Genomic DNA, 13,564 nt, shown 5'->3' with positions numbered 1-13,564 from the left:
TTCATTTTAAAATTCACCTTTGTATAGTAGTGGAATAGAAAAAGTGTAGAAAACCAATAAGTAGTGTCATTTAATTATTTGTGGAAGTTACATTTTATTTCAAATAGGAACTACCTATTTTTATAAAAAGTGCTAAAATAGAAAAATGAAAACAATTGGTTAGGGTGATTTCAGTGACAAAAATTAAATTAGGTTTATTATATGGTGGAAAATCAGCTGAGCATCAAGTTTCGTTACAGACGGCTCTTGCTGCTATTAAAGCGTTAAATCAAGATAAATTCGAGATTCATCCAATTTATATTACAGAACAAGGTCAATGGGTACGTGGTGAGCGTATTGAAGGTGAAGTAACAGATGTTGAAGCTTTAAAAATGAGTAGTGCAGAAAATGCGATTTCTCCGTTATCATTAAGTACAGAGATTATTCCATCTGCAGCTTCTGAGGAAAACGCTATTGACGTTATTTTCCCATTACTACATGGACCAAACGGTGAAGATGGAACGGTTCAAGGATTATTAGAATTGATGAATATTCCTTATGTAGGAAATGGTGTTCTAGCATCATCTGCTGGTATGGATAAAGTTGTTATGAAAAACATCTTTGCAGAGGCTGGTTTAAAACAAGCAAAATATGCGTCTTTCATTCGCAGTGCATGGGAAAAAGATCGCCAGGAAGCTTATTCTAAAGTAGAAGATAAGTTAGGATATCCTTGTTTCGTAAAACCAGCAAACCTTGGTTCAAGTGTTGGTATTAATAAGTGTAAAAATCGTGAAGAACTTGAGAATGCATTTGTAGAGGCATTCCAATTTGATCGCAAAATTATTGTAGAAGAAAATATTGTAGGTCGTGAAGTAGAAGTTGGGGTACTAGGTAATGATGAGCCGAAATGTTCAGTTGTAGGTGAAATCGTTCCGAAAAAGGACTTCTATGATTATAAGTCGAAATATATCGATGGTGATACGGCGTTAATTATTCCAGCTGAAATGACAGAAGAAGAATCTGATGTGATTAAGCGTGATGCAATTATTGCGTTCCAATCATTAGATGGTGCAGGCTTAACGCGAGCTGATTTCTTCTTAACGAAAGACGGAGAAGTGTATATTAACGAAGTAAACACTATGCCAGGATTTACACCGTTTAGTATGTTCCCTCTATTATGGCAACATACTGGGTTACCGTATCCAGAGTTAATCGAAGAGTTAATTCGTTTAGCGATTGAACGTCACGAAGAAAAACAAAAAATTAAATATACAATCTAACAAAAAAAGGAGGAAGCACTATTCGTAGGAATAGTGCTTCCTCTATGTAAGGAGCGTTTCTATATGATAAAGCGAATGTTAAAGCAAGTAGAACAGATGGTAAATGGTACTGGATTAGCAGAGCAATATGAGGGAACTATTATTCAAGGCGTGTCTATTGATACGAGAAAAATTGAAAAAGGAAACTTATATGTTCCGATTCAAGGGGAGCGTTTTGATGGACATGCTTTTGTAGATAAAGCAGTTGAAAATGGAGCTGTAGCTACATTGTGGATGAAAGATGTAGCAAACCCACCCGAGAATCTTCCGGTTATTTTTGTAGAAGATACGCTATCTGCACTGCAAATGTTAGCGAAAAACTATCGCGATCAATTGGATGTTAAAGTTGTTGGTGTGACAGGTAGTAACGGTAAAACATCCACGAAAGATATTGTGACAAGTATTCTCGCGACTAAGTTCAAAGTTCAAAAAACAGAAGGAAATTTCAATAACCATATTGGGTTACCTCTCACTATTTTAAACTTAGAAGAAAATACAGAAGTAGCTGTATTAGAAATGGGTATGTCAAGCCGAGGAGAGATTGAATTTTTATCTAAGTTAGCTCGTCCTAATGCAGCTATCATTACGAATATTGGTGAAGCACATTTAATGGATTTAGGATCTCGTGAGGCCATTGCTGAAGCGAAATTAGAAATTGTTACAGGGTTACAAGAAGGTGGCGTGTTCGTATATAATGGAGATGAGCCGTTATTAACGAATCGTGTTCCTGAAATGAATTTAGCAGCGGAAACAGTTACGTTTGGTGATGCAAGAGCCAACGATTACTATCCAACAACTGTAACATTACAGGCAACTGGGACACATTTTAAAATGAATAGAGATGAAAATATTTCATTCTACCTACCGGTGTTAGGGAAACATAATGTGTACAATACACTTGCTTCAATGGCAATTGCGACACATTTTGGTGTGACGTGGGAAGAAATGAAACAAGGTTTAGTAACACTTCAAATGACGGGCATGCGTATGGAGATTGTAAAAACAGATAGTGGATTAACAATTATCAACGATGCTTATAATGCAAGTCCGACGGCTATGGAGGCAGCGTTCCATTTAATGAATGGTTTAGATGGGTTTACTAAAAAAATCGTTGTGCTTGGTGATATGTTAGAACTTGGAAATCAAGAAGTGCAGTTCCATTATGAGGTAGGTAAATTAATCGATCCAGCAAAAATCTCACATGTATTCACATACGGTAGATTAGGAGCTCAAATTGCTGAAGGAGCAAAAATTAATTTCCCTAATGAACGTGTAAAGGCGTATGATAATAAAGAAGAGTTAGTAAGAGATTTACAAGCAGTAGTCGATGCGAAAGATGTTGTATTAATAAAAGCATCTCGCGGTATGAAATTAGAAGAAGTAATTACGATGTTGAAATAATTGGTGTATATAAATAGGGATGATAGTCACGAAAATAGAAGAAACTTATAATAAGCGCTTACAGTAAATGATAAAAAAATAAAAGTAAAGAAAAAGGCCCTGAATATAAAATAAGGTAACAGTTGGGTTTGCTTTTTACACATACAAAACTTATAATTGATAAAGTGTAATAACGTTTAGAAGTATTTTCGTGAAGAATATACGCCCGGTTATATACGTGAGCATTCAGGAAAAGGGCTTTTCCGCAAATTCGGAAAACGCCTTTTTTTAAATGATAAGTATAGGATAGAAAAGGAGAAGTAACATTGACAACATTTCGAGAATTAGGATTAAGTGAGTCTTTACTGCAATCGGTTGAAAGTATGGGCTTTGAAGAGGCTACGCCGATTCAAGCTGAAACAATTCCACATGCATTGCAAGGTAAGGATATTATTGGGCAAGCGCAAACAGGTACAGGGAAAACAGCAGCATTCGGATTACCACTATTAGATAAAGTGGATACAAATAAAGAAGCAGTTCAAGGTATTGTTATCGCGCCAACGCGTGAATTAGCAATTCAAGTTGGAGAAGAGCTATACAAAATTGGTAAACATAAACGTGTTCGTATTCTACCAATTTATGGTGGTCAAGATATTAACCGCCAAATTCGTGCTCTAAAAAAACACCCACACATTATTGTTGGTACGCCGGGTCGTATTTTAGATCATATTAACCGTAAAACACTTCGCTTACAAAACGTAGAGACTGTTGTTCTTGATGAAGCGGATGAAATGTTAAACATGGGCTTCATTGAAGATATTGAAGCGATTTTAACAGATGTGCCAGAAACACATCAAACATTATTATTCTCAGCGACAATGCCAGATCCAATCCGTCGTATTGCTGAGCGTTTCATGACTGAGCCTCAACACATTAAAGTAAAAGCAAAAGAAGTAACAATGCCAAACATTCAGCAGTTCTATTTAGAAGTGCAAGAAAAGAAAAAGTTTGACGTGTTAACACGCTTACTAGATATTCAATCTCCAGAGCTTGCGATCGTATTCGGTCGTACAAAGCGTCGTGTTGATGAATTATCAGAAGCATTAAACTTACGTGGTTATGCAGCAGAAGGTATTCATGGTGACTTAACACAGGCGAAACGTATGTCTGTATTACGTAAATTTAAAGAAGGTGCTATTGAAGTTCTTGTTGCAACAGACGTTGCTGCACGTGGTCTTGATATTTCAGGCGTAACACACGTATACAACTTCGATATCCCACAAGATCCAGAATCATACGTTCACCGTATCGGTCGTACTGGCCGTGCAGGTAAAAAAGGTATTGCAATGTTATTTGTAACACCACGTGAATCAGGACAATTAAAAAATATCGAGCGTACAACAAAGCGTAAAGTTGATCGTATGGAAGCACCGACACTTGATGAGGCATTAGAAGGTCAACAACGTTTAATCGCTGAAAAACTTCAAAGCACAATCCAAAATGAGAACTTATCATACTACAAGCGTATTGCAGAAGAAATGTTAGAAGAGAATGACTCTGTAACAGTAGTAGCTGCTGCTTTAAAAATGATGACTAAAGAGCCGGATACAACTCCGATCGCTTTAACATCAGAACCACCAGTTGTTTCAAGAGGTGGCGGTTCTAAAAAACGTGGCGGTAACGGAGGCGGATACCGTGATGGTAACCGTAATCGTAGTCGTGACGGACGTGGCGGTGGCGATGGTCGTAACCGTGATGGACGTAATCGTGACGGAAACCGTGATCGCAATCGTGATGGAAACCGTGATCGTAATCGTGATGGTGGCAGTCGTGGTCGTAGAGGTGAAGGTCAAGGTCGCCCAGGATCTTCAAATGGACGCGGCGAAAGAAAACATCATAGCCGTCCACAAGCTTAATAAAAAAGAGAATGCCCTTTGTTGGCATTCTCTTTTTTTATTTCTGTAATTGTGCATACTACATAGTAGTTATGATAGAAAAGGGGCTGTTATATGCTTGTAAGGCTTGGTTACGTTGCGATGAGTGTGCATTTGAAGAATGCATCCCCATCTCAAACGATGACGTACGCACAGTTTCAGAAAATAGATGATCGTGATGCTGCAATTCGTAAACTTGAAAGAATTGCTAATTCCAATTTGGAAAATTGTTTACGTTTATTAAAGCATAATAAGGGACATGACATATCTTTCTTTCGGCTTAGTTCTAAGCTCATTCCTTTAGCGAATCATGAGGAATTGCTAGAGTGGAACTATATTCGTCCTTTAAAAGAAAAATTGAAAGAATTAGGTGAATATGCAATTCATATGAATATGCGAATTGATTTCCATCCAGATCATTTTGTTGTACTAAATTCACCTGAGGAGAGTGTTTTTAAACAATCTGTAAAGACATTGCAGATGCACAAAAAATTATTAAAAGGCATGGGGATTGAACATAAGCAACGATGTGTACTACATGTTGGAGGAGGGTATAAAGATAAAGAACTTGCATTAGAGCGTTTTATAGAGAATTGGTCTAATGTCCCAAGGGGTATTCAAGAAATGATTATATTAGAAAATGATGATACAACTTTTACGTTAGAGGAAACATTATATTTAGGAGAAAAATTAGATATTCCCGTCGTGTTTGATTTGCATCACCATATGATGAATAATGAGCAAGAAGATTGGTATGAAGATTGGGCACGTGTTGTTCATACGTGGGAAACATCTTTGTTACCGGTTAAAATGCATATCTCTAGCCCTAGAGAGGGAAAAGATCCAAGAGCTCATGCAGATTATATTAATGTAGACGCATTTTTATCTTTTTTAAGAAGGATAAAGGGAAGTGTTCCGCAAATTGATTGTATGATTGAGGCGAAGATGAAGGATGAGTCTTTATTTCAATTAATGAGGGATTTAAACGAACAGGTAGATGTAGAAATTATCGATGGTGCAAGCTTTTATATTAAATAAGCTTTGCACCATCGTTTTTTTTTGTTAAAAAGGGAGTTAAAATGCCGCCGGTTATTAGACCTGTTAAATGACTGATCGGATTGGCGGAAGGATTAAAGAAAGTAAATAACAGTAATAGAAGTATCACAATTGAGAAAATGGCAATTTCTTTTGGTTTTGAAGAGCGGTATCGATTGTACAATAAAAATAATTGTGCGCCTAATAGTCCGAAAATACCACCTGATGCACCTGCGTGAATATATTCAGGAGGCATAATAATATAAGAAGAAATATTTCCGGAAATTCCAGAAAGAAAAAATAGAATAAAAAAAGAAAAGTGTCCGAGTTGCTTTTCGATAGAAGAACCAAGTGCAAACAAAAAAATACTATTAGAAAGAAAATGTTGTAAGTCTACGTGTACCAGAAGGGAAGTTATGACACGCCACCATTCTCCTTTAGCGATATATTCATTAGAGGCTGCCAGTGGGAAGAGGAAAAAGTCGCCTAATATCATCATGACTAAGTGAATAAAAAGTAAGGTGAGAATAGTCGGTTGTAAAGAAATTTGAGTAGATCTTATTAGCATACGGTTACTATCACCCCTTTTGCATCAGAAAGATTCTCTGTTATTCTTATCAATATGAAAGAAGAAAGTTAAATAGAAGAAGGGGATTTTGAAATGATTATAGGGATTGGAATCGATATTATTGAATTAAATCGTATTGAAAAAATGCTAGATGGAAAGCTTAAATTTATGGAACGTATTTTAACAGAAAATGAACGTAATGTTGCTATGGAGCTGAAAGGAAGTCGTCTTACAGAGTTTGTAGCTGGAAGGTTTGCAGCGAAAGAGGCGTATTCAAAAGCTGTAGGTACTGGTATCGGGAAAGAAGTGAGCTTTTTAGATATTGAAGTGAAAAATGATGAAAGAGGTAAGCCGATTCTGATTACAAGTGCAGAGTGTGTTGTTCATTTATCAATTAGTCATAGTAAGGAATTTGCTGTTGCTCAAGTTGTTTTAGAAAGCTCGTCACGCTAGTCTGCATATTTTATATCTTTGTCTCATATATTTGAGGTAGCGATAAGGAAGGTACATCTTCCATTCATTTATAGGGGCAAAGGGGCTGAAGTGATGAAAAGGCGTCTGTTTTTAGTTCTTGTCGGTTTGTTGACCGTTTTTGTGTTGGCGGGTTGTGTGGAAAAGAAACAAGATGATGTCGTGAGAGATTTAGAGGCGAAAGTAAAAGGGATGAAAAGTTATCAAGCTGAAGCGAAATTATCTATTAAAACAGGAAATGAGCCTCAGGAGTATAATGTAGAGATTTGGCATAAGGAACCGTCTTTTTATCGTGTGAATTTAAAGAATGCAAAAAAAGATCAGAGCCAAATCATTTTAAGAAATGAAGAAGGTGTATTTGTATTAACGCCAGCACTTAATAAGAGCTTCCGTTTTCAAAGTGATTGGCCGCAAAATAGCAGCCAGGCTTATTTATATGAATCACTTGTAAGAGATATTTTGCAGGATAAGAAAAACCTTACTTTCGAGAAAATAGATAAGTATTATATTTTTAAAACAAAAACAAACTATCAACATCAAAATATGTTGCCGAAACAAGAGATTACGCTGAAGAAGAGCGATTTGACTCCAGTTTCAGTGAAGTTAATGGATAATGATCAAAATGTTCTTGTAAAAGTAGATTTCTCTAAGGTGAAATTCGATGCGAAATTTGATAAAGGTGCATTTGATACGAAACAAAATATGTCTAGAGCGCAGGTAGATGTTCAAACAACAGCGAAAGAAGACAAACCGTTTGCTATTTTGTATCCACTTGATACACCGCAAGGTATGACTCTGCAAGATGAAAAAGAGTTGAAGACAGACAGTGGCAAGCGTGCGATACTCACATACACTGGAAATAAGAAATCCTTTACTTTAATACAAGAAAAGGCAAAAGTTGCAGAGGCTTCATCAGCGGTAAGTGTAAGTGGAGAACCAGTTGATCTTGGGTTTACGATTGGTGCATTGACGAAAGACTCTGTAACGTGGTCGCATAACGGAGTAGAATATATGCTCGTGTCTAAAGGTTTAGAGCCGAAGGAGCTACTAATGGTTGCTCGTTCAGTTACAGCGAAGCAGGTGAAGTAGACTTCTTAGACGTGGTGATATATGTGCACCACGTCTTTTCTTAGTTTGAAGGTGGATTTCATAAAAGAAGCATATAAAAGAATAAGCTTCGCATATCGTGTATAAGGAAGTGTATTTATGGAAGAAGCACCATTTTACCGTGACACTTGGGTGGAAGTGGATTTAGATGCCATTTATAACAACGTTACACATATTAAAGAGTTCATCCCAAGTGATGTAGAGATTTTTGCTGTAGTTAAAGCAAACGCGTATGGGCACGATTATGTACCGGTGGCTAAAACGGCATTAGAAGCGGGTGCAACAAGGTTAGCTGTGGCTTTTTTAGATGAAGCTTTAGTGCTTCGGAGGGCTGGTATTACTGTGCCGATTTTAGTGTTAGGTCCCTCGCCGCCGCGTGATGTAAATGTAGCTGCTGAAAATGATGTAGCGCTAACTGTTTTTCAAAAAGAATGGGTGGACGAAGCAATTAAACTTTGGGATGGTTCATCTGTGATGAAATTCCATATTAACTTTGATAGTGGTATGGGGAGAATTGGAATACGTGAAAGAAAAGAACTGAAAGCATTTTTAAAGAGTTTAGAAGGTGCACCGTTTTTAGAGTTAGAAGGAGTATACACGCATTTTGCAACGGCAGATGAGGTAGAGACTTCGTATTTTGATAAGCAATATAACACGTTCTTAGAGCAGTTAAGTTGGTTGAAAGAATTCGGAGTGGATCCTAAGTTTGTCCATACAGCTAATAGTGCTGCCACGTTACGTTTTCAAGGGATTACATTTAATGCAGTGCGAATTGGGATTGCAATGTATGGATTATCTCCTTCTGTAGAAATACGTCCTTTTTTACCATTTGAATTAGAACCGGCGCTATCACTGCATACGAAAGTAGCTCATATTAAACAGGTGATTAAAGGTGATGGAATTAGTTATAACGTCACTTATCGAACGAAAACTGAAGAATGGATCGCGACTGTAGCGATTGGTTATGCAGATGGATGGCTTAGAAGATTACAAGGATTTGAAGTGCTTATAAATGGTAAAAGGGTACCGATTGTAGGGCGAGTAACAATGGATCAGTTCATGATTCATCTTCCTTGTGAAGTGCCGCTTGGTACGAAAGTTACGCTTATTGGAAGGCAGGGAGATGAGTATATTAGCGCTACAGAGGTTGCGGAATATTCAGGGACTATTAATTATGAAATTATTGCAACGATCAGTTTCCGTGTGCCAAGAATATTTATACGGAATGGTAAGGTTGTAGAGATAATTAATTACTTGAACAATATATAGAAGGTAGTATGATTGCTTCTTGTCATTGGAGTGACTGTTCATTGCTGGATAATAAGCTCTTTTTGATGAGAAGCTTTTTACTTATAATCATTTTTTATATAAGTTACACGTAAGTTTTGAAGAGGAGTTCTATTGTTTTTAGTTAGTTATGAGATAAAAAATTTAAGAAGATGAATGTTTTGTTTATGAATTGGAAAACATAAGCAAGGAATAAGGAAGTCTTTGCAACAGGCTCCATACAATGGTATTATTACAATAGGTGTCATATATATATTTGGGTGTGTAGTTGACGGTGGAGGTGTATTTTTGTGTCCGAATCAAGTGTAACTACTGAAATCGTGGTTCGGTTGCCAAAGCAAATGGTAACGGAATTGGACGGAATTGGAAAACAAGAGAATAAGAATCGCCATGAACTAATTTGCCAGGCAACACAATTGTTATTGCGTCAACATAAGACGAAGAAACGCTACCAACATGAATCAATGCGACGTGGGTATATTGAAATGGGAAAAATTAATCTTGGTATTGCATCTGAAGCTTTCTTAGCGGAGTATGAAGCAGCTCATACAGTAGAACGCTTAGTTAGCGGGGGGTAATATTTTGATTGTAAAACGCGGCGACGTGTATTTTGCAGACCTTTCCCCAGTTGTTGGTTCTGAGCAAGGAGGCGTTCGTCCGGTTCTTGTCATTCAAAATGACATCGGAAATCGTTTTAGTCCAACGGTGATTGTAGCGGCTATTACTGCACAGATTCAAAAAGCGAAATTACCCACTCATGTGGAAATTGATGCGAAAAAGTATGGTTTTGAGAGAGATTCTGTTATTTTACTTGAGCAGATTCGAACAATCGATAAGCAACGCTTAACGGACAAAATCACTCATTTAGATGAAGTGATGATGAGTCGTGTAGATGAAGCGTTACAAATTAGTTTAGGACTAATAGATTTTTAAATCGGCAGTTTAAGTTGCTCTCTTTGAAGGGCAACTTTTTTTATTATAGAGGAGGTTACGGTTGTATATGGAAATGGTAGATAATCGACAAGCGTTAATGAAAATGTTAGTGAAAGAATTAGGCTTTAGCGAAAAGCAAGTTCGTCATGTTATTCAATTAACAGAAGAAGGTAACACAGTTCCATTTATTGCTCGTTACCGAAAAGAATGGACAGGCTCTTTAGATGAGGTGCAAATTCGTGCGATTTTAGAGAGATGGCAATATATGATGCAACTTGAAGATAGGAAGGAAGAAGTTATTCGTCTTATTGATGAGAAGGGAAAACTGACAGGAGAGCTGAGACAGCAAATTGTTAAAGCTACAAAGTTGCAGGAAGTAGAAGATTTATATCGTCCATATAAAGAGAAAAGAAGAACGAAAGCAACGATTGCAAAAGAAAAAGGGTTAGGACCGTTAGCTGAATGGTTGTTGTTATATAAGAAAGAAGATCCGGCTAAAAAGGCAGTGGAATTTATTAATGCAGAGAAAGAAGTGCAATCTGCAGAAGAAGCTTTACAAGGTGCACAAGACATTATTGCAGAAATGATTTCAGATGAAGCTACATATCGTAGTTGGATTCGAAATATTACTTTTAGAAAAGGTATTATGTCTTCGTCTGTAAAAGGTGAAGAAAAAGATGAAAAGAATATATATGAAATGTATTACAGTTATGAAGAACCATTGCAAAAAGTAGTACCACATCGTGTATTAGCAATGAATCGCGGTGAGAAAGAAGATATATTGAGAGTTTCTGTTGTCCCACCAGTAGATGAGATATTAAATTTCTTATATAAGAAAGTAATTCGTGATAACGATTCTAAAAGTGCGCATTATGTACAATTAGCGATTGAAGATGGTTATAAACGATTAATTCAATCTTCAATTGAAAGAGAAATTCGTAAAGAATTAACAGAAACAGCTGAAGAACAAGCGATACATATTTTCTCTGAGAACTTACGTAACTTATTATTACAACCTCCGATGAAAGGGAAAGTCGTGCTAGCAGTAGACCCGGCATATAGAACTGGTTGTAAATTATCTGTAGTAGATGATACGGGGAAAGTACTACATATTGATGTTATTTATCCGCATCCGCCTGTTCGTAAATATGATGACGCAAAAACGAAAGTTCTTTCTATTATAGATAAATATCAAGTTGAAATGATTGCAATTGGTAATGGGACAGCATCTAGAGAAACAGAGGAATTTATAGTAGATGTATTACAAAGTGTGAAACAGGAAGTCTTTTATATTATTGTAAATGAAGCGGGTGCTAGTGTATATTCAGCTTCTGATTTAGCTCGTGAAGAATTCCCGAATTTACAGGTTGAAGAGAGAAGTGCCGTTTCTATTGGAAGACGTCTGCAAGATCCACTGGCTGAACTTGTGAAAATTGATCCTAAATCAGTTGGGGTTGGACAATACCAACATGATGTATCTCAAAAGAGATTGAATGAGTCATTAACATTTGTAGTAGAGACAGCTGTTAACCAAGTTGGGGTTAATGTAAATACGGCTTCGGTTGCATTGTTACAATATGTTTCAGGTTTATCGAAAACTGTTGCGAAAAATATTGTGGCAAAGAGAGAAGAGGATGGGAAATTCACAAAGCGCACGGAATTAAAGAAAATCCCACGTTTAGGTGCAAAGACGTACGAACAATGTATAGGTTTCTTGCGTATATTAGAAGGAGCGAATCCATTAGATCGAACAGGTATTCATCCCGAACAATATAAAAATGTTGAATTGTTATTGAAGAGTTTAGGGTTATCGATAGATGACGTAGGACAACCGCAATTACAAAAGAGATTGGAAGAAGTAGAGATTTCTAAGTTGTCTCAAGAAACGGGGGTTGGGGAGCCGACGTTAGTTGATATTATAGATGCGCTCATTAGCCCAGAACGAGATATGAGGGATGAGTTGCCTAAACCACTTCTGAAAAAAGGGATTTTGAAATTAGAAGATTTAAAACGTGGTATGGAACTAGAAGGAACAGTGCGTAACGTTGTTGATTTTGGTGCTTTTGTTGATGTAGGCGTAAAGCAAGATGGTTTAGTGCATATTTCTAAGCTTAGTAAACAGTTTGTAAAGCATCCGTTAGATGTTGTATCAGTAGGACAAATTGTAAAAGTATGGGTAGATGATATTGATACAAAAAAAGGACGCGTTGCACTATCTATGTTGCCGATTGAATAGTAAGAGAAGAGAGCAGATGAAACTGCTCTTTTTTTATAGAATAAAAAGTGTAATGGATTATGAGTTTTGATGTATTTTGCTATAATAAAACCAGCATTCATTTAGCAATTTAATTTGATACCGGTTTTTTTCGAAATATGCACGTTGCATCTGTTTTTTTAGCCACGTAGGCATAGGAATCCCTCCTTGTTTAATCCTACTCTCAAAAATCTAAAGTGCTATTGATGAGAGGTTGGTGAGTGGATTTCTATTCATGTTGTGTTTTTAGAAACCACGCGTCTTGAATGAGGATGGGTATATGTACTATTTAATATATGTATAAGAAGCGTGAAAAGTGTAAAAATATTTTTTTGTTTAGGAGGAATGAGAATGGGCGAGGGAGAAATTCAACGGCTAGTGGAAGAAGTATCGCTACAATACTTCGGAATGCCGTTTTTACATAAAGCAACGTTCAATAGTAGGCTGCGTACAACTGGTGGGCGTTATTTGTTGAAGAGTCACAATGTTGAACTGAATTATCGATATTACGAAATGTATGGTAAGGAGGAGTTAATCGGAATCATCAAACATGAACTGTGTCATTATCACTTGTATATTACAGGAAGAGGGTATAAGCACAGGGACAGAGATTTTCGTGAGTTGTTAAAGAAAGTTGATGCACCTCGTTTTTGTAAACGAATGATTAATGAAGAGAAGGAAAAAAAGATTTATAAGTATGAATGTATGGAGTGTTTACTTCAATATGTAAGAAGGCGTCAAATAAATACAAAAAGATATGTCTGCGGAAAGTGTAAAGGGAAACTCAAACCGATATCGAAAACATCTTGACAGTAAAAACGCAATCCAGTATATTATAAACATGTCACGTTTGAACAAGATGTTGTTAAAAACTTCTTGACTTACAGAAAGAATTTTTATAAGATACAAATTGTCTTCATTATTCCGCAGTAGCTCAGTGGTAGAGCTATCGGCTGTTAACCGATCGGTCGTAGGTTCGAGTCCTACCTGCGGAGCCATACAGAGAAGTACCCAAGTGGCTCAAGGGGCTCCCCTGCTAAGGGAGTAGATCGCTAACGCGGTGCGAGGGTTCGAATCCCTTCTTCTCTGCCATACATATTGGCCCGTTGGTCAAGTGGTTAAGACACCGCCCTTTCACGGCGGTAACACGGGTTCGAATCCCGTACGGGTCACCACTTCGGAGGATTAGCTCAGCTGGGAGAGCACCTGCCTTACAAGCAGGGGGTCGGCGGTTCGATCCCGTCATCCTCCACCATATGAATTTTATATGAATAGTATTATCGCGGGGTGGAGCAGT

Annotated in this window: 13 protein-coding genes and 4 tRNA genes; 15 read left to right on the top strand and 2 right to left on the bottom strand. The window is 37.1% G+C overall.

What is annotated here, in order from left to right:
* Positions 1–173 precede the first annotated feature (173 nt).
* The 4 genes from OXT04_RS26045 to uvsE all read left to right on the top strand — a co-directional run bounded on the left by OXT04_RS26045 (position 174) and on the right by uvsE (position 5,650).
* Entirely contained in the window at positions 174–1,259 is a 1,086-nt protein-coding gene (locus OXT04_RS26045; RefSeq protein WP_000161433.1) for a D-alanine--D-alanine ligase, read from the top strand.
* A 63-nt stretch (positions 1,260–1,322) separates the two neighbouring features.
* Positions 1,323–2,699, top strand: coding sequence for a UDP-N-acetylmuramoyl-tripeptide--D-alanyl-D-alanine ligase (gene murF / locus OXT04_RS26040; RefSeq protein ID WP_000595969.1), 1,377 nt, complete (start codon positions 1,323–1,325; stop codon positions 2,697–2,699).
* Between the two features lie 305 nt (positions 2,700–3,004).
* Positions 3,005–4,594, top strand: a complete 1,590-nt coding sequence (gene cshA, locus OXT04_RS26035) for a degradosome RNA helicase CshA (protein ID WP_000206602.1) — start codon at positions 3,005–3,007, stop codon at positions 4,592–4,594.
* Between the two features lie 93 nt (positions 4,595–4,687).
* Positions 4,688–5,650, top strand: a complete 963-nt coding sequence (uvsE, locus tag OXT04_RS26030; RefSeq protein WP_000961144.1) for a UV DNA damage repair endonuclease UvsE — start codon at positions 4,688–4,690, stop codon at positions 5,648–5,650.
* Here uvsE and OXT04_RS26025 read toward each other — a convergent pair.
* Positions 5,643–6,215, bottom strand: a complete 573-nt coding sequence (locus tag OXT04_RS26025) for a rhomboid family intramembrane serine protease (RefSeq protein WP_000908526.1) — start codon at positions 6,213–6,215, stop codon at positions 5,643–5,645. The two genes, uvsE and OXT04_RS26025, sit on opposite strands and share 8 nt — an antisense overlap.
* A 93-nt stretch (positions 6,216–6,308) precedes the next feature.
* On the opposite strand from OXT04_RS26025, the gene acpS reads away from it, so the two are divergent.
* From acpS to OXT04_RS25995, 6 genes are all read left to right on the top strand, one after another.
* The gene (gene acpS / locus OXT04_RS26020; RefSeq protein WP_000583414.1) at positions 6,309–6,668 is read left to right on the top strand and encodes a holo-ACP synthase; all 360 of its coding nucleotides are present in this window, start codon (positions 6,309–6,311) and stop codon (positions 6,666–6,668) included.
* Between the two features lie 156 nt (positions 6,669–6,824).
* The gene (locus OXT04_RS26015; RefSeq protein WP_267418631.1) at positions 6,825–7,775 is read left to right on the top strand and encodes a LolA family protein; all 951 of its coding nucleotides are present in this window, start codon (positions 6,825–6,827) and stop codon (positions 7,773–7,775) included.
* A gap of 117 nt (positions 7,776–7,892) precedes the next feature.
* Entirely contained in the window at positions 7,893–9,062 is a 1,170-nt protein-coding gene (gene alr / locus OXT04_RS26010) for an alanine racemase (protein WP_000390593.1), read from the top strand.
* Between the two features lie 308 nt (positions 9,063–9,370).
* Positions 9,371–9,658, top strand: coding sequence for an antitoxin EndoAI (locus OXT04_RS26005; protein ID WP_000004570.1), 288 nt, complete (start codon positions 9,371–9,373; stop codon positions 9,656–9,658).
* Between the two features lie 4 nt (positions 9,659–9,662).
* The gene (ndoA, locus tag OXT04_RS26000) at positions 9,663–10,013 is read left to right on the top strand and encodes a type II toxin-antitoxin system endoribonuclease NdoA (RefSeq protein ID WP_000635965.1); all 351 of its coding nucleotides are present in this window, start codon (positions 9,663–9,665) and stop codon (positions 10,011–10,013) included.
* Positions 10,014–10,080: 67 nt separating this feature from the next.
* Positions 10,081–12,249 (top strand): Tex family protein, encoded by a 2,169-nt coding sequence (locus OXT04_RS25995; RefSeq protein ID WP_267418608.1) that lies wholly within the window; start codon positions 10,081–10,083, stop codon positions 12,247–12,249.
* A gap of 57 nt (positions 12,250–12,306) precedes the next feature.
* Here OXT04_RS25995 and cmpA read toward each other — a convergent pair whose 3' ends face one another.
* Positions 12,307–12,423, bottom strand: coding sequence for a cortex morphogenetic protein CmpA (gene cmpA / locus OXT04_RS25990; protein ID WP_001143640.1), 117 nt, complete (start codon positions 12,421–12,423; stop codon positions 12,307–12,309).
* A 195-nt stretch (positions 12,424–12,618) separates the two neighbouring features.
* On the opposite strand from cmpA, the gene OXT04_RS25985 reads away from it, so the two are divergent.
* From OXT04_RS25985 to OXT04_RS25965, 5 genes are all read left to right on the top strand, one after another.
* Complete coding sequence (locus tag OXT04_RS25985; protein ID WP_267418606.1) at positions 12,619–13,077, top strand: SprT family protein; 459 nt, start codon at positions 12,619–12,621, stop codon at positions 13,075–13,077.
* Positions 13,078–13,190: 113 nt separating this feature from the next.
* Positions 13,191–13,265: transfer RNA gene (locus tag OXT04_RS25980), tRNA-Asn, on the top strand.
* A gap of 3 nt (positions 13,266–13,268) precedes the next feature.
* Positions 13,269–13,359 (top strand) — tRNA-Ser (locus OXT04_RS25975).
* An 8-nt stretch (positions 13,360–13,367) separates the two neighbouring features.
* A tRNA-Glu gene (locus OXT04_RS25970) sits at positions 13,368–13,442 on the top strand.
* Positions 13,443–13,446: 4 nt separating this feature from the next.
* Positions 13,447–13,522 (top strand) — tRNA-Val (locus tag OXT04_RS25965).
* Positions 13,523–13,564 lie beyond the last annotated feature (42 nt).

Origin of the sequence: Bacillus sp. GC_Bacil_1 (assembly GCF_026540675.1) — a bacterium.
Lineage (GTDB): Bacteria > Bacillota > Bacilli > Bacillales > Bacillaceae_G > Bacillus_A > Bacillus_A cereus.
This window is presented reverse-complemented; position numbering and strand designations above follow the sequence as displayed.

Bases quoted from the DNA above. Each gene is read 5' to 3' on its own strand.
- uvsE (WP_000961144.1), top strand. From the start codon at position 4,688: ATGCTTGTAAGGCTTGGTTACGTTGCGATGAGTGTGCATTTGAAGAAT.
- alr (WP_000390593.1), top strand. From the start codon at position 7,893: ATGGAAGAAGCACCATTTTACCGTGACACTTGGGTGGAAGTGGATTTA.
- cmpA (WP_001143640.1), bottom strand. From the start codon at position 12,423: ATGCCTACGTGGCTAAAAAAACAGATGCAACGTGCATATTTCGAAAAA.
- murF (WP_000595969.1), top strand. From the start codon at position 1,323: ATGATAAAGCGAATGTTAAAGCAAGTAGAACAGATGGTAAATGGTACT.
- OXT04_RS25995 (WP_267418608.1), top strand. From the start codon at position 10,081: ATGGAAATGGTAGATAATCGACAAGCGTTAATGAAAATGTTAGTGAAA.
- acpS (WP_000583414.1), top strand. From the start codon at position 6,309: ATGATTATAGGGATTGGAATCGATATTATTGAATTAAATCGTATTGAA.
- OXT04_RS26025 (WP_000908526.1), bottom strand. From the start codon at position 6,215: ATGCTAATAAGATCTACTCAAATTTCTTTACAACCGACTATTCTCACC.
- OXT04_RS25985 (WP_267418606.1), top strand. From the start codon at position 12,619: ATGGGCGAGGGAGAAATTCAACGGCTAGTGGAAGAAGTATCGCTACAA.